15 protein-coding genes are annotated in these 16,668 nt (G+C 53.2%); 12 read left to right on the top strand and 3 right to left on the bottom strand.

Going from position 1 to position 16,668, the window contains the following annotated elements; genetic code table 11:
• Window positions 1–27: 27 nt before the first annotated feature.
• The gene (locus PUT07_RS18745) at window positions 28–2,298 is read left to right on the top strand and encodes a YjhG/YagF family D-xylonate dehydratase (RefSeq protein ID WP_274469884.1); all 2,271 of its coding nucleotides are present in this window, start codon (window positions 28–30) and stop codon (window positions 2,296–2,298) included.
• 707 nt (window positions 2,299–3,005) lie between these two features.
• Here the strand turns inward: PUT07_RS18745 and PUT07_RS18740 are convergent.
• Window positions 3,006–3,908 carry a LysR family transcriptional regulator gene (locus PUT07_RS18740; protein ID WP_274469883.1) on the bottom strand — a complete coding sequence of 301 codons (903 nt, stop codon included), beginning with the start codon at window positions 3,906–3,908 and terminating at the stop codon, window positions 3,006–3,008.
• 188 nt (window positions 3,909–4,096) lie between these two features.
• Here PUT07_RS18740 and PUT07_RS18735 point away from each other — a divergent pair, with 188 nt between their 5' ends.
• Both PUT07_RS18735 and PUT07_RS18730 read left to right on the top strand, forming a co-directional pair.
• Complete coding sequence (locus PUT07_RS18735) at window positions 4,097–4,564, top strand: DinB family protein (RefSeq protein ID WP_274469882.1); 468 nt, start codon at window positions 4,097–4,099, stop codon at window positions 4,562–4,564.
• A 122-nt stretch (window positions 4,565–4,686) separates the two neighbouring features.
• A complete protein-coding gene (locus PUT07_RS18730) occupies window positions 4,687–5,604 on the top strand; it encodes an aldo/keto reductase (protein ID WP_274469881.1) in 918 nt (305 codons plus the stop codon).
• Between the two features lie 911 nt (window positions 5,605–6,515).
• Here PUT07_RS18730 and PUT07_RS18725 read toward each other — a convergent pair.
• Together PUT07_RS18725 and PUT07_RS18720 are read right to left on the bottom strand one after the other, a co-directional pair.
• Complete coding sequence (locus PUT07_RS18725; protein ID WP_274469880.1) at window positions 6,516–6,692, bottom strand: hypothetical protein; 177 nt, start codon at window positions 6,690–6,692, stop codon at window positions 6,516–6,518.
• Between the two features lie 35 nt (window positions 6,693–6,727).
• On the bottom strand, window positions 6,728–7,564 hold the full coding sequence (locus PUT07_RS18720; protein ID WP_274469879.1) for a helix-turn-helix transcriptional regulator: 837 nt from the start codon (window positions 7,562–7,564) through the stop codon (window positions 6,728–6,730).
• Between the two features lie 134 nt (window positions 7,565–7,698).
• Between PUT07_RS18720 and PUT07_RS18715 the strand changes: the two genes are divergently transcribed.
• From PUT07_RS18715 to PUT07_RS18675, 9 genes are all read left to right on the top strand, one after another.
• Window positions 7,699–9,759, top strand: a complete 2,061-nt coding sequence (locus PUT07_RS18715; protein WP_274469878.1) for a beta-galactosidase — start codon at window positions 7,699–7,701, stop codon at window positions 9,757–9,759.
• 110 nt (window positions 9,760–9,869) lie between these two features.
• Window positions 9,870–10,115 (top strand): spore gernimation protein GerQ, encoded by a 246-nt coding sequence (locus PUT07_RS18710; RefSeq protein WP_274469877.1) that lies wholly within the window; start codon window positions 9,870–9,872, stop codon window positions 10,113–10,115.
• Window positions 10,116–10,127: 12 nt separating this feature from the next.
• Window positions 10,128–10,505 (top strand): spore coat protein, encoded by a 378-nt coding sequence (locus PUT07_RS18705; RefSeq protein ID WP_274469876.1) that lies wholly within the window; start codon window positions 10,128–10,130, stop codon window positions 10,503–10,505.
• A gap of 21 nt (window positions 10,506–10,526) precedes the next feature.
• Window positions 10,527–11,663: a zinc-dependent alcohol dehydrogenase gene (locus PUT07_RS18700; protein ID WP_274469875.1), complete on the top strand. Its 1,137-nt coding sequence runs from the start codon at window positions 10,527–10,529 to the stop codon at window positions 11,661–11,663.
• Between the two features lie 29 nt (window positions 11,664–11,692).
• Complete coding sequence (locus PUT07_RS18695) at window positions 11,693–11,887, top strand: hypothetical protein (protein WP_274469874.1); 195 nt, start codon at window positions 11,693–11,695, stop codon at window positions 11,885–11,887.
• A 12-nt stretch (window positions 11,888–11,899) separates the two neighbouring features.
• Window positions 11,900–12,199, top strand: coding sequence for a spore coat protein (locus tag PUT07_RS18690; RefSeq protein WP_274469873.1), 300 nt, complete (start codon window positions 11,900–11,902; stop codon window positions 12,197–12,199).
• A 137-nt stretch (window positions 12,200–12,336) separates the two neighbouring features.
• The gene (locus tag PUT07_RS18685) at window positions 12,337–13,746 is read left to right on the top strand and encodes a PAS domain-containing sensor histidine kinase (RefSeq protein ID WP_274469872.1); all 1,410 of its coding nucleotides are present in this window, start codon (window positions 12,337–12,339) and stop codon (window positions 13,744–13,746) included.
• Window positions 13,747–13,832: 86 nt separating this feature from the next.
• Entirely contained in the window at window positions 13,833–15,056 is a 1,224-nt protein-coding gene (locus tag PUT07_RS18680; RefSeq protein ID WP_274469871.1) for an MFS transporter, read from the top strand.
• 722 nt (window positions 15,057–15,778) lie between these two features.
• Window positions 15,779–16,483, top strand: coding sequence for a DUF2294 domain-containing protein (locus PUT07_RS18675; RefSeq protein WP_274469870.1), 705 nt, complete (start codon window positions 15,779–15,781; stop codon window positions 16,481–16,483).
• The last annotated feature ends 185 nt before the right edge of the window (window positions 16,484–16,668 follow it).

Below are 16,668 nucleotides of genomic sequence, written 5' to 3'. Positions count from 1 at the left end.
GAACCTTATGCGGAAGGGTGAAAGTCGATGACAGAGCAATTAAGATCGATTATGGCTTTGGCTGAAAATAACGATATTTATGCGATTCGTACGCACGCACAGGGGCCGGAAGGCGCGCTGCCGCTTACCCCGGACATGCTGCTGCATGCTCCCAGCGGGGACTTGTTCGGCCTGACCCAGAATGTGGGGATGGGATGGAAGCCGTCCAGGCTGAAGGGGAAGCAGTATCTGTTGTTGAGCACGCAGGGCGGGATCCGCAAGGAAGACGGCAGTCCTGTCGCGCTCGGCTATCACACCGGACACTGGGAGGTCGGCCTGCTGACACAAGCGGCTGCGGAGGTGATCACAGAGAGCGGAGGCGTTCCATTCGCCGGCTATGTAAGTGATCCGTGCGACGGCAGGTCTCAAGGCACGGAAGGGATGTTCGATTCCCTTCCGTACCGCAACGATGCGGCGATCGTGTTCCGGCGTCTCATCCGTTCGTTGCCGACTCGCAAAGGCGTGCTCGGTGTGGCAACGTGCGATAAGGGACTTCCTGCGATGATGATCGCATTAGCCGGCATGCATGAGCTTCCTTGCGTCATCGTCCCCGGCGGCGTGACGCTGCCTCCGACGGAAGGGGAGGATGCCGGGAAGATCCAGACCATCGGCGCCAGATATGCGAGCGGCGAGCTCAGTCTGGAAGCCGCTGCAGACCTGGGCTGCCGGGCTTGCGCCACACCTGGCGGGGGCTGTCAGTTTCTCGGCACTGCCGCTACTTCGCAGGTGATCGCAGAAGCGATGGGCATGACGGTGCCTCATGCAGCGCTCGCCCCTTCGGGCCAGCCCGTGTGGCTGGAGATGGCGAGGCAATCGGCCCGCGCGATGATGACTCTCGAGGAAGCGGGACTGCGCATGAAGGACATTGTGACGGAAGCGTCCATTCACAATGCGATGGTTGTACATGCGGCCTTCGGCGGATCGACGAATTTGCTGCTGCATATACCTGCTATTGCCCATGCAGCCGGACTGCGAGTGCCGGATGTTCAGGATTGGATACGCGTCAATCAAGAAGTGCCCCGACTCGTGAGCGTACTTCCCAACGGTCCGGATTATCATCCGACCGTGCGGGTGTTTCTGGCCGGCGGGGTGCCGGAAGTGATGCTTCATCTTCGCAGTCTGGGCGTCCTGAAAGAGCAGGCGTTGACCGTCACCGGCGAAACGCTCGGCACCGTTCTGGATTGGTGGGAGGCGAGCGAACGCCGGGTACGGATGCGAAGCCTGCTTATGGAGAGAGACGGGATTGATCCGGATGATGTCATCATGAGTCCGGAACGAGCCAAAGCGAGGGGACTGACTTCTACGGTTACGTTTCCGATGGGGAATTTGGCGCCGGAGGGCTCGGTCATCAAATCGACGGCAATTGATCCTTCAACCGTTGACGAGGACGGGGTTTACCGCCACCGGGGTATGGCCAAAGTATTTACCTCGGAGAAGGCGGCCATCTCGGCCATTAAGAACGGCGGCATTCAAGCCGGCGATGTGATGGTGCTGATCGGCCGGGGGCCGTCGGGTACGGGAATGGAGGAGACGTATCAATTGACGTCGGCATTGAAGCACTTGCCGTTCGGCAAATACGTCTCACTTATCACGGATGCCCGGTTCTCCGGCGTATCGACTGGCGCCTGCATCGGTCATGTCGGGCCGGAAGCGCTGGCCGGCGGTCCGATCGGGAAGCTGCGGGATGGCGATCTGATCGACATTGTCATTGACCGCAACCGGCTGGTGGGCAGCATTAATTTTGTCGGTGTTGGCGCCGTTAGTGTCGCACACGGTGGAGCTGGAGCTGGAGCTGGAGCTGGAGCTGGCGCTGGCGCCGGCGTTGGCGCCGGGTGTGCTGAGTGCGCAAATGAAGCGGGCGTTGATCGCGAAGTCGCAGTCGGAGCGGAAGCTGTGGAAGCTTGTGAAGCTGAGGTTGGTGTAAGAGGTGGTGGAGATGCAGAGGCTGTAGAGCATGGCGGTGGCGATGGAGGAATTGGGGCGGATGTCGCAGGCACTGCTACCGTCGGAGCGGAAGCCGTTGCCGGAGTCGCATTGCTCTCGCCTGAAGAAGGCGCACGAGTGCTTGCAGCGCGTTCGCCTCATCCGATGCTTGCGCCTGACGAGAAGCTCCCCGACGACACGCGTCTATGGGCAGCCCTCCAGTCTGTCAGCGGAGGCACCTGGGCGGGGAGCGTATACGATGTGGAGCGTATTCTTGCTGTTTTGGAAGCGGGTACAAAAGCTTTGGCCGAGCAGAGCCAGACTGCTAACCGCTAATCCCGTTGCACCGGACTGGGGTGTACGTACGGCAGGCACACATGCCGAACAGTGGGACTGTCCGTGCCAATCTCAGTTCGCCGGGCGCTAACGGACACCCCAGCCGTTATTTGTAGGCGCCCTGGCCTGTTTCGGCGCTAACGGACACAGGAGCTCCTATTTACCGATTTCTCGGTGAAATCGGCTCGAAAACCGCGAATAGCGGCGCTGGTGACCGTTAGATCGTCAGAACGGCGAGAATTCGCCGTATAAGAGCATCTGTGTCCGTTAGCCGGCCGCGGGCTTCATACGATTACCTCAGCATTAACTTCGCCGGCTGGAGAAGCTGTGATTCAGACCCCATACACGGAGATTTGGAAGGCTGTCGATCATGATCGACAGCCTTTTTTGTCGAGGAGGCCAGAAGCGTATGAATCGTAACTTACTTTTTAACGATAGCTGGGAATTTGGGAAAGCTCCTTGGAGGTAACAGCTATATCGGCTATTGCGGATCTCTTATTCGAGCCCGTCACCTGCCTCATGATTGGCTGATCTATCAGACCTTGGATCTTTATGAGAACAGCATCGGTTGGCATCGGAAGGAGGTTCATTAAGTGACAGGCGTCCAGCAGGTTACGTTCATTTTCCTTCGTTTCGAGAAGTAGATGCAGCGATGCAAGAAAAGCTTACCCGGCCGAGGTGCGGCAGGGGTAAGCTTTTCTCTTTGTCTATGACGACTGCGCATGATGGATAGCGGACTCGATGTACGCGCGCAAAGTTTTGATGAACGTACGCATGGCATATCCGACATATCTATCGCTGCGGTAGATTAGACAGATATCCTGGGAAGGCACCGGGTTGGTCAGGTGCACAACCTTGATGTCCGGGTTGCGGAGGTTCTCCAAGAGCAGCCGTGGCAGAACGGCGGCGCCGACGCCGCTTTGAACCATTTGGATGAGGGAGGACAGGGTGGTTGTGACCATATGCGGCTGCAGGGCAAATCCCTTCTCCATGCAGAAGCGGTCGATCAGCTTGCGGCATTGATGGTCGGACGGGAACATGACGGTCTTCATGGTCTTTAGCTTGCTAAGCGGAATGAAGCTTTCCGCAGAAAACGGGTCATTGGCGCTTAAGGCCAAAGAAAATTCCTCATGGAATAGAGGGATTACGGTGAGACGCTCATCGGCCACGGGGCCGATGGTAACGCCGACATCGATGGTTCGGTCCAGCACCTGTTCGGTGACTTTGGTCGTTTCCAGCAGCGATAGCGAGATAGTGGGATACGTTTGATGGAAGTTCAGCAGCAAAGCGTTGAACATCAGATCCGCATCGCCGGGCAGCACGCCGATGGATAGCGAGCCGCCTTGCATTTGCTTCAAATCGGCAATGGCGTCCTTGGCTTGCTGGAGATGTCCGAATACAGCGGTTCCATGTTCGTGAAGAATTGCGCCGGCGTCGGTAAGGGCGATCGTTTTGCCGATGCGGTCGAAAAGCAGGACCCCCAACTCTTCTTCCAGCCTTCGGATTTGCTGGCTGATATTCGGAGCGCTGACACCCATTCGCTCGGCTGCTCTAGTGAAGTGAAGCTCTTCGCATATCGCCATGAAATATTCCAATTGCTTGAATTCCATCGCTTTCCTCCGTTCTTGAGCGCAGATACCTTTTAAGCTTATTTTTGCGTGTTCCTGTATATCTGTCAATGAGGAAACGTTAACTTATACTTAACGTTCCGGTAATGTGCAGTGCATTGATGGTTGATGCCCCGAGACCTATACTTGGTACATAACAAGCGCTTCACATGACAAAGGAGGAAACGAAAATGTCCGAAATGATGAAGAACACGGCTCAAACTGTACGTCAATTGGTGCTGCAGCAGGTGCAGGCCATTCCTGAGGAATGGCTCGACATTCAACCCCCGTCTTACAACAACACGCTTCGCTGGAACATAGGTCATATGGTTTATTGGATGGATGCGTGCATGATGCTCGGCTTCTCCAATGCATCGGCAATTCCGGAGACATACGCCGCGTTGTTCAATACCGGTACCTCGCCGGCGGCCTGGACCGGTTCGCCCCCTTCCAAAGATGAGCTCCTCGAGCAGCTGAGCTTGCAGCTCAACGTGCTCTCCGAGCTCGCCCCCGATCGTCTGGAGGAGCCCCTGGCAGCGCCGCTGCAGCTGGGACCGTTGACCTTTCACCGGGCGGGCGAATTGCTGGGCTTCGTGGCCGTCCATGAAGGGATGCATCTTGCCACTTGCGGCTGCATGGTGAAGAGCATTCAAGGGTGAGGGCATTGTCATTGTTAGCTAATCTTGCTAACCGTCGGGCTTATGTGTCACAATAATAGCGTTACAACTAGATTAGGTATATGGCGCACTGTGATAGAGCCTTGGAGGAGGATTAGCCAACAATGAGAACGATCAAGCTTGGTACAAGTCAATTGGAAGTTCCTGTTATAGCGGTAGGCTGTATGAGAATCAATGCTTTGGAGAAAGGGGAGGCTGAGCGCTTCGTCCAGACTTCGATGGAGGCGGGAGCCAACTTCTTCGACCATGCGGATATTTACGGCGGAGGCAAATGTGAGGAAATCTTCGCGGACGCGATTCATATGAACGACGATGTTCGCGAGAAGATCATTCTGCAATCCAAATGCGGCATTCGCAAAGGGATGTTCGATTTCTCCAAAGAACATATTCTGCAATCGGTAGATAGCATTCTTAAGCGGTTGAGAACCGATTATTTGGACATTTTGCTGCTGCATCGCCCGGATGCGCTCGTGGAGCCCGAAGAGGTTGCGGAAGCGTTCGATCTTCTTGAGAGCAGCGGGAAAGTTCGGCATTTCGGCGTTTCCAACCAGACGCCTTTGCAAATTCAATTGCTGAAGAAGTTCGTCAAGCAGCCCCTTGTCGCCAATCAGCTGCAGCTCAGCATTACGAATGCGACGATGATCTCGAACGGCATGAATGTCAATATGCTGAACGATTCCGCCGTCAACCGCGATGGCAATGTGCTTGATTATTGCAGACTGAACGATATTACGATTCAGCCTTGGTCGCCTTTCCAGTACGGCTTCTTCGAAGGGGTTTTCCTCGGGAACGAGAAGTTCCCGGAGCTGAATCAGAAGATCGATGAAATCGCGGACAAATATGATGTGACGAATACGACGTTCGCCATGGCCTGGCTGCTGCGCCATCCGGCACGGATGCAGCCGGTCACGGGGACCATGAATATCGAGCGCTTGCTGGATTGCTGTAAAGCAAGCGAGATTCAATTGACGCGCGAGGAATGGTATGAGATTTATCGTGCGGCAGGCAATGTGCTTCCTTAGCAGCTCGCCTGCGGGGGTGGCGCCTGACGGGCAAGGAGTTAGCGATCTTCGCTGACCCTCGCCGACTCTCGCCTATGGACACTATCCCGTCGGCTCATGAACCGGCGCTTCTAACGGACACCACGGCCGTTATTTCCGTGAAACAGACAGGTTTTCACGCCTAACGGACACCAGGTACCCTATTTGCCGTATTCGTGCGTGAAATACGCCCGAAACGAGCAAATAACGGCGTTGGTGTCCGTTGCAGTTTCCAGGCAGCCCCGGTGGAACGTATAGGGGCTGCTGTGTCCGTTAGCGCGCGCCCCTCGCGCTGAGGAATGCCGTGGTGTTCTAACGGACACCACGGCCGTTATTTCCGTGAAACCGGCGGGGTTTCACGCCTAACGGACACCAGATACCCTATTTGCCTTATTCGTGCGTGAAATACGCCCGAAACGAGCAAATAGCGGCGCTGGTGTCCGTTGCAGTTTCCAGGCAGCCCCGGTGGAACGAATAAGGGCTGCTGTGTCCGTTAGCGCGAGCGTGTGAGCCCGCGCGTTGTGGATAGTCAGCGCGCGCCCCTCGCGCTGAGGAATGCCGTGGTGTTCTAACGGACACCACGGCCGTTATTTCCGTGAAACCGGCGGGGTTTCACGCCTAACGGACACCAGGTACCCTATTTGCCGTATTCGTGCGTGAAATACGCCCGAAACGAGCAAATAACGGCGTTGGTGTCCGTTCCAGTTTCCAGGCAGCCCCGGTGGAACGTATAGGGGCTGCTGTGTCCGTTAGCGCGAGCGCGTTAGCCCGCGCGTTGTGGATAGTCAGCGCGCGACCCTCGCGCTGAGGCATGCCGTGGTGTTCTAACGGACACCACGGCCGTTATTTCCGTGAAACCGGCAGGTTTTCACGCCTAACGGACACCAGGTACCCTATTTGCCGTAATCGAGCGTGAAATACGCCCGAAACGAGCAAATAACGGCGCTGGTGTCCGTTGCAGTTTCCAGGCAGCCCCGATGGAACGAATAGGGGCTGCTGTGTCCGTTAGCCCCCGCCAGCCACGCCCCCGCCAGCCACGCCCCCGCCAGCGCACGCCCCCGCCAGCGCACGCCCCCGCCACCGCACGCCCTCCCCAGCCGCCCGCTTAGCTCCTTTTCATAAACTGCTTAGGCGTCTCGCCATAGGTTCGCTTGAAAATACGAATAAAATAACTGGGCTCCATTCCCAGTTGGTGCGCTATTTTTTCAACGGTCATCCCGGGGTTCTCTTGAAACAGCTGAACCGACCGGCGCATGCGAATCTGCTGGATATACTGCTGCGGCGTAACGCCGTAACTATCGACGAACAGCCGGTGGAAATGCTGGACGGAGTAACCGACCGCTCTGGCCAAGTTGGACACATGCAGGCGTTCGTTATAGTGGTCATGGATCAGCTTGACCGCTTCCTGCAGGGCGGCATTGGGCTGCCCCGCGGGGGTCATTCGCTGTTTCACCTCTTGGTCCGATTGCCCTTGAAGGACCGTTAGCAGCATATCGTACATCCGTCGCGAAGCCTCCCAATAACCGCTCTCTCCATTCAGGGAGATGTGCTGCCATAACGATTCAAGCTTATCCCAAAGCGCAGCGAAATGAGCTTTCTCGAGCAGAACGGGCTCCCGGCAGCCCAGATGCGCCATTATGGAAGCGGCAGCAGAGCCGCTGAAGGCGGCGAAACCGAGCTCCCAGGCATCCTCGCCATGGGCAGGATCATATTCGTGCGGTACGCCGGCGGGAAGGATGAGCATCGTTCCGGGAGTCATCGCCATATCGGGACCGCCCTCCAGCCGGAAGGTTCCCCGGCCGCTGCGGCTCAAGAAGAGCTGTTGCGCCGGATATCCGTCAGGCCTCTTAAGATGCTTTTGCTCATGGCTGCCTACGCAGTACACGTAGAGCGGCATGATATTCTCCAACGTCACGAGTTCAGCCAGCAGGAACGGCATCATGCGGATCCTCACCACCTATGTTCATATTGTACGATTTTTCATGCTTTCTGTTCTATTAGTATAGACGCGAATTATCCTATAATCAAAAGCGAATAAGAGAATACGACGATATCCTGCATAGAGGAGAGATGGCGATGACACGCAAGTTCCCGCCGGTCAGCAAGAAGCTGCCCGTGCTGATGCACGGCGCTGACTATAATCCGGATCAATGGCTGCAGCACCCGCACATTTTGGAGGAAGACATCCGGCTGATGAAGCTCGCAGGCTGCAATGTGATGGCGATCGGCATTTTCGCATGGGCTGCTCTGGAGCCGGAGGAAGGCACGTTCACGTTCGAGTGGCTGGACAAGCTGCTGGACTCATTCGCAGACAATGGCATCTATGCATGGCTTGCGACGCCGAGCGGCGCCCGGCCGGCCTGGATGTCGGAACGGTACCCGGAGGTAAGAAGGGTGGGGGCGAATCGCATCCGCAATTTGCACGGCCTCAGGCACAATCATTGCTATACGAGTCCCGTGTACAGGGAGAAGACGGCAATCTTGAACGGCCAGCTGGCCGAGCGCTACGGTCAGCATCCGGCGGTCGTCGGCTGGCATATTTCCAATGAATTCGGCGGAGACTGCCATTGCGACTATTGTCAGGACGCTTACCGCAAGTGGCTGCAAAAGAAATACGGTTCGCTCGAAGCTTTGAACGCGGCATGGTGGACTTCCTTCTGGGCGCATACGTATACGGATTGGCAGCAGGTGGAATCGCCGGCCCCGCATGGGGAACATATGGTTCACGGACATAATCTGGATTGGCGCCGGTTCGTTACGGATCAAACGGTTGACTTCTGCCGGCATGAAATCGATACCGTTCGCGGGGCGAATCCCGAGCTCCCCGTGACGACGAATATGCACATGATTGAAAGCTTGGACTACCGCAAGTTTGCCGGCATGCTGGACGTCATCTCATGGGATGCTTATCCGACTTGGCATGAGCGGCAGGATGACAGCACGCTCGGAGCCTCCGTTGCCTTCTATCACGACCTGTACCGCTCGCTGAAACGGAAGCCGTTCCTGTTGATGGAAAGCACGCCGAGCTTGACGAACTGGCAGCCGGTCAGCAAGCTGAAGCAGCCGGGGATGCACCGATTGTCCTCTTTGCAGGCGGTAGCGCACGGATCGGATTCGGTGCAATATTTTCAATGGCGGAAGAGCCGAGGCTCCTCCGAGAAGTTTCACGGCGCCGTCGTCGATCATGCCGGGCATGAGCATACGCGCGTGTTCAAGGATGTGGCGGAGCTGGGCCGGACGCTGGCGAACGTCTCCGAACTGGTCGGCACGATTACCCCGGCCCAAACGGCGATAATATTCGATTGGGATAACCGCTGGGCGGTGAAAGACGCCCAAGGTCCGCGCAATATGGGCATCCATTACGAGGAAACCGTGCTTGCCCATCATCGCGCGTTCTGGGAGCAAGGCGTGCCGGTGGACGTGATCGGCTCAGGGGATGACCTGGCCGCATACAAGCTCATCGTTGCTCCGATGCTGTATATGTGCCGCGAAGAGACGGGCCGCAAGCTCGAGAAATTCGTCGAGCAAGGCGGAACGCTGGTCACGACGTATTGGTCCGGTGTCGTCGATGAGCATGATTTGTGCCATCTCGGCGGTTTCCCGGGACCGCTTCGGAGAACGCTCGGCATTTGGGCGGAAGAGATCGAAGGGTTGTACGATCACGATCGCAATGGCTTGGCTATGCACCCGGATAATCCGCTCGGACTGGCAGGGGCATTCGAAGCGCATGAAATATGCGAGATCATCCATGCCGAGGGCGCAGAGGTGCTGGGTGTTTATACCGACAGCTTCTATGCCGGACAGCCTGCTCTGACCGTGAACCGATTCGGCGCAGGGAAAGCCTATCATATGGCGACGCGGTTAAAGCCGGATTTTCTGCAAGCTTTCTATCATAAGCTGATTACGCACAATGGAATCGTACGGTCCATAGATACGGAGCTGCCTCCGGGAGTGACCGCTCAGGTGCGGACGGACGGTTCGTCGGACTACGTATTTGTGATGAATTTCAGCGGAGAAGCGAAGAGCGTGTTTCTTGATGACCGCGTCTACACGCGATTGGAATCGAATGAAATCGTATCTGGCATCATAGAATTGCCGGTTAACGGGATCGAATTGTTAAAACGTCCGGCCACGTGAGACCATGTCCATACCTAACTAACCCTCAAGGCATTGCCTCGAGGGTTATTATCGTTTGTGTTCCGGTTAAAAAAGCGATATTGGGACATTCTACCTGTGGAGGTGTTTCAATGACAGTCCAACCGACATTAGCTATGCACGAGTCCATGGAATTTCATGAAGTTCTTAATTTCAAAACGTTGTGTGTTCTGAAATCCAAAATGATGCAAGGGTTGGTTTTCGATCAAGAATTAAAAGCGTTGATGCAGAAAGATGTGGAACAATCCTTGCAAGCCATCGCAGATTTGCAGGCCATTTATGAGAGAGTCCCGTTTCAAGCACCGATTCCCGATCGTCCAACTCCTATACGAAATTGAGGGTGAGCATAGATGAAGGAAGCGTACGATTACGATAATTTAGACCCGAGCAATGCGCTGAATATGCCGGAAATGGCCGATATGACCTTTGCCATGGACTTTCTGGTTCGTGTCAAGGAAGGGGTCATCAACACGGCGATCGCTTTGACGGAAACGGTGTCCGCCGACGCGAGAGCGCTCTTGCGCAGCCAGCTTCATCAGGGGATTGCGCTTCACCAGGAAGTATCCGAGCTAATGATGAGAAAGAAATGGTTTCACCCTTACGAGCTTCAGGAACAGTACAAACTGGATCAATTAGGCGCGATCAATGCTGTACATATGGGACGAATGAATCTGTTCCCCGGCGACACCTCAAGGAAAGGCATGTTTGACCGGACACCCGATCAATAACAGGAGTGGAGGAACACTATTATGAAAGCTGTGACTTATCAAGGCCTTAAGAATGTTGTGGTGAAAGAAGTACCCGATCCGAAAATCGAGAAAGCCGACGATATGATTGTCAGAATGACAACAACGGCGATATGCGGATCCGATCTGCATCTGCTCCATGGGATGATTCCGAATCTCCAGGAAGACTATGTGATCGGACACGAACCGATGGGCATTGTGGAAGAAGTCGGCCCCGGCGTAACGAAATTGAAAAAAGGCGACCGGGTTATCATACCGTTCAATATTTCTTGCGGCGAATGCTTCTACTGCAAAAATCAGCTGGAGAGCCAGTGCGACAACTCCAACGAGAACGGTGAAATGGGAGCTTATTTCGGTTATTCAGGAACAACAGGCGGGTACCCCGGGGGACAGGCTGAAATGCTCAGGGTGCCGTATGCCAACTTTACGCATTTTAAAATTCCCGAAAGCTGTGAGCATCCGGACGAAAGTCTCTGTTTGATTGCAGACGCAATGACAACGGCCTATTGGAGCGTAGATAACGCAGGAGTCAAAGACGGAGATACGGTAATCATTCTCGGCTGCGGCCCGGTGGGGCTGCTCGCGCAAAAATTCAGCTGGCTCAAAGGAGCGAGCCGCGTGATCGCCGTCGATTATCTGGACTACCGTCTGGAGCATGCCAAAAGGACGAACCGCGTGGAAATCGTTAATTTGGAGCACAGTGAACAAACCGGAAATATATTGAAGGAAATGACGAAAGGCGGAGCCGACGTCGTGATCGACTGCACCGGGATGAGCGGGAAAATGACTCCGCTGGAGTCGATCGCTTCCGGGCTGAAGCTGCACGGGGGCGCGATGGGCGGGATTGTCCTCGCTTCGCAAGCTGTTCGCAAATGCGGTACTATCCAAATCACAGGTGTATATGGAGGGCGTTATAACGCTTTCCCGCTTGGCGACATTTTCCAACGGAACGTCAATATCCGCAGCGGACAAGCGCCGGTGATCCACTATATGCCGTATATGTACGAACTGATCGATTCCGGCAAAGTGGATCCGAGCGATGTCGTAACACACGTGCTGCCTTTAAGCGAAGCGAAGCAAGGCTATGAATTGTTCGATACGAGGCAGGATCATTGTATTAAAGTGCTGCTGAAACCTTAATTGATTGAGAGACAGGAGAGAAATGACCGATGGCTTATGCGCTGCACGAAAAGCTGGAAGTTCACGAAATCGCGACGTTCAAAACGAATGGCCTGACGAAGGCGAAGACGATGAATCTTCTGGTCTCAGATCCGGCTCTGAAGGAAATATTGCTGGCGGACGTTCAACTATCGACGCGGCAGCTGCAGGAGCTGGAACAGATTATATCCAATGCGATCCTCTAGGAGGCGGATAGTATGAATACGATTATCGAGCATTTGACGGGTATGCATACGTTGACGGATCAGGTCATCGCGACCGATTTTCTAATTTCGGCCAAAAGCGCCGTCAGGAGCTACGCCATGGCTGTAACCGAAGCGGGCACGCCGGAAATTAAAGCGATCCTTCAGAAGCAATTGGAAGAAAGCATCGATACGCATGAGAAAATCATGAGGTATATGATGGAAAAAGGGTGGTATCACCCATGGAATATGAACGAACAGCTTCTATTGGATTTGCAAAATATAAAGACGGCACTAGATGTGCCGGTCTTGTGAGGATCAGGAGCAGATCGCCTCGGCGGCTGCTCTTTTTTTATCGATTGGCGCAAATAAAAAAGGTATTTTTTCCATCGAAAACGAATAAAGCTACTAAACCGCATTGAATCGTTAGAATTAGGGATGGGATGCTAGACATGACATTGAAACAACATTTAATCGATTCCTTAATGAACTTAACCTCCGATGGGATTGTAATCGTTGACATACATGGCACGGTGCTCGAGGTGAACAAGAAATTCGAAGAGCTGCACGGCTGGACGAGGGAGGAAGTGGTAGGCACGTTTCTGCCCATGACGCCTGAAGCGTATAGGGAGGACGCGCTGCGCTTATACCAGTCGCTCATTGACGGCCAGACGGTCAAGGATTTCGAGGCGCTGAAGCTTAGAAAAGACGGCTCTTCCTTCTACGCGAACGTTACGGTTTCGCCTGTGAAAAATAGCGAAGGAACAGTCATCGCTTTCGTCGGTATCGAACGGGATATCAGTGAGAGGAAGAAATTCGAAGAGGAGCTTCTGGAAAGCGAGAAGCAGTTCAGACGGTTGATCAAGCTGAATCCGGAAGCGATTGTTTTGCACAAGGACGGTTTCGTCCAGTTCGTCAACGATGCTTGCTGCAAACTGTTCGGCGGCACCTCTTCGGAGGAGTTCAAAGGCAGGTCGATCTATGATTTTTTCTGCCCCAACGACATGGATCTTATCATCGCGCGGCTTCATGAGGTCATGAATTCCGACGGGTACAGCGAGTTTATTGAGATGAAGATGCGCAAGTTAGACGGCACATTCATCGATGTTGAATTATCGTCGATCTATGTCCACAAAAATATCGGGTTCCCCATCGTACAAAGCGTGATTCGGGATCTCACCGAGCGCAAAAAGTCGGAAGAAGCGATCATCAGGTCCGAGAAGCTGTCGCTGATCGGGCAGTTGGCCGCCGGAATCGCTCATGATATCCGGAATCCATTGACCTCTTTGAAGGGGTTCGTGCATCTGCTTAAAGCCAAAAATACGGACTATGTCGATGTCATGCTGGAAGAGCTGGAGCATATTAATTATGTCGTGAATGAGTTCATGACTTTGGCCAAACCGCATCTGAATTATTACTTGGAGAACAAAATTCAGGACCTTGTGCAGAGTGTCATTGCTTTCCTGCAGCCGCATGCTCATCTGTATAATGTTCAAATCCAAATGGACACCGACCCGGATCTTCCCGCCATTGCATGTAACCCGGACCAAATCAAGCAGGTACTCATCAATGTGCTGAAGAATGCGATAGAATCTATGGTCAGCGGTGGAATTATCCGAATTGGGATTAAGCATCAGTGCCACGAAGGCTTGATCATCTCCGTGGAAGATCAGGGCGTAGGTATCTCCGAGGACAGACTGTCACAATTAGGGGAGCCCTTCTTCACGACGAAGACGAACGGCACCGGTTTGGGGCTCATGGTATGCAAGCGAATTATTGAGGGACATGGCGGCAAATTAACGATTGAAAGCCAAATTGATCAGGGGACGACCGTACGGATCGAGCTTCCTTTCAAAAAATAATCAAGGCCTTCTACCGACATCAGTCAGATGCACAGCAGCTCTGTCTGATTTTTTTTGGAGCGGCGGCAGGAATGGGAGGGTTCAAAATGTTCAGGAAAATTCAAGGCAATGCCAGAGGCTGCCTCATCTATGAACCGATGTTTATTGTGCCGTACAGTATGCTGACGATGTATGCAACCGTTTACATGTTTCAGCTAGGTGTGAATGAGAGGCAAATCGGCTGGATTACTTCCATAGGCCTTGTGATGCAAATTTTCACGTCCATCCTGAGCGGATACCTCACGGACCGGATGGGGAGGCGGCGTGCGCTGCTCTATTACGACCTTGTCAGCTGGAGTGCGGCTGCCTTGATCTGGGCGGTATCGCAAAATTTTTGGTATTTTCTCGCCGCGGCCGTTCTTAACAGTTTCCTCCGGGTGCCGAATACCGCATGGTACTGTTTGCTGGTTGAGGATACCCATGAGAGTGACCGGTCTCAGGTTTTTCGGATTTTGCAGCTCATCGGCGTGATCGGAGGCCTGTTTGCTCCTCTTGGCGGGCTGCTTGTGAACCATTTTACGCTCGTTCCTGCCATGCGGATCCTGTATGTCATGTTCTTCATCAGCTTGACGATTATGTTCTTCGCGCGGAACTTCGCAACGCACGAGACGGAGATCGGCATTCGCAAGCGAAGCGAGAGTTCGACGCTGCAGGTCAAGGACACGCTTCGCGCGTACGCCGGCGCAGTCAAAGCGATTCTGGCCAAACGCGCTTTGCTGATTATTTTCGGCGTGTATATATGCTCTAATTTTCAAGTGACGATGCAAAATGCTTATCTCTCGATCTATTTGGTCGAAGCTTTGAACATGAATGATGCGCTCATCTCGATTTTCCCGGCTATATCGTCCGTGGCGATGCTTGTCTTGATGTTTCTCGTGGTACCGCGGTTGCAGGAGAACCGGGCTTACCGGTATATGATAGGCGGCTTCCTGCTGATGATCCTGTCCAAAGTTGTGTTGATCGCCGCAGCGCCAGGGCAAATAAGCTTGATCATTGTCAGCACGATGCTTGCCGCTGCCGGCAGCATTATATCGAGTCCATATTTGGAGGCGGTTGTCGCCAATTCAATCGATGACGATCAGCGTGCCAACATGTTCTCGATTCTGCAAGTTCTCGTTTTATTATGCATTTCGCCGACGGGAGTCATCGGGGGATGGACCTATACGATCGACCCCAGGCTGCCGTTCATTCTGATGATCCTTACCTCTATGGCCAGCATCGTCCTGATGCTTGTGTTGATGCGAAGCAAGAGCGTGGCGGCCAGTTCTTAGGTTTCGTAGGGGCGGTAGCGGTTTGACGCGCGGCACAGGAAGCTGCTGCGGGAGCAGGGATTGACGGGAGGAACTGCCGGTACGGGCGGGTCCTTTTTCAACGATCAGCGATAACGGGAATTCCTCCCGTTAATTGATCCTCAATCGGGCCTACTGGAAGAATAACAGGAATCTCTCCTGTTCATATTGCGTCAGATGGCCGAAGTGCGGCGAATTTTACCGAAATAACAGGAGAAATTCCCGTTGTCACGCCGATAGGAGGCCCTTTACCCTGAAATAAAGGGAGAAATTCCAGTTACGCATGCGTCGGGGCTAGGGCTGCCGCCTGCCGGGAGAGGGCGTGCCGGTGAGGTGACTTGCCGATGAGCGGGACTTGCCTGTGAGGAGCTAGGCAGCAAAGGATATCGGTAAGCGGCGAGGGCTGCCGAAGGGTTGGCTACAAGCTTGGGAAAATTTGCAGTTGTGATAATCGGCAAAAATTATTACAATACGTAGTAGGGTAAAAGAAATAATGCTTTTATCTATATCGTGTTGCACGGTGTATCATGTAACGGTAGTAACGGTAAACTCATACGGCATTAATGAACCAGAATAATTCGCTGGACATAAGCCTGAATAAAAGTTGGAATGTTCAACTTTTATTTAGGCTTTTTTAGCTGCGAAGAAAGGAAAGCTCGACTAGTTTTACTTGACATTCATTATCAAGATCGAGGATGGATTTTTTGGATAATAAGGAAAAACAATCTCAAATCGAAATCGCAAGCCAGATCGGCAGGCTGCTGAGAGACGCTTTCGGGAAAGGACCGCAATCGATTTTTGTTAGCATCAGACGGCCGTTTATTGTCATATACTTGCGAAATTTTTTGTCGCCGACCGAGAAAATATTGCTTCAGCAAGAGCAGGTTGCAGCTATTCAGCATACGAGGGACTTGGTGATGAAATCGTTAATTCCTGAGATCAAGGCGTACTTGCTGCTGCTCGCTGGAATGAACATTCAAGAAGTTTACTATGATTGGGGCCTGCACAACCATTCCGGTGTTATCGTCGGGATTGAGAACGAGGGCGATACGCTGGTCCGCAGCCCGGGAGAGGCCTACGCAGGTAAGGAAGAACTGCACGATGAAATCGAACGAGTCTCTCATCTGATTCAGAAGAAGCCGAACGACATCTATTCCTGTATGATCAATGAACGAACACTTCTCGTGATCCGGAACGGAATTCTGGTTAACATTGGGAAAGAAATGATTCGGCTCGGATTTGAAGAAGTCTTGAAGCTGGCGGAGCGCAATCTCGCCAAAAGATATTTACGCAACAACAAGCAATTCGCGAAAATTTTGAAATCCGACCTGACAGACGTGTTTGCGGATTGGAATCTCCATCTGGATAAAGGTATCATTGTGTTTATTTTAACGCCAAATGCACCATAGGGATGTATATTCAAGCCGCGTTGAGCTGCTTTTTCATTTAAAAGCTTATTTTTACAAACTATGGACAGAATGGTAGATGTACTTACTGAAATGTGCAGTTAAAGGTTGTCTTATGAGAGAAAAGAAACTAATATTAATGTGGGCGAGAGATACGATGCTTTTGCCTAAATCGAGGATGAATAAAT

Origin of the sequence: Paenibacillus sp. MAHUQ-63 (assembly GCF_028765165.1) — a bacterium.
Lineage (GTDB): Bacteria > Bacillota > Bacilli > Paenibacillales > NBRC-103111 > Paenibacillus_E.
Note: the sequence above shows the minus strand (reverse complement) of the source record. Positions and strands in the feature narration are given on the sequence as shown.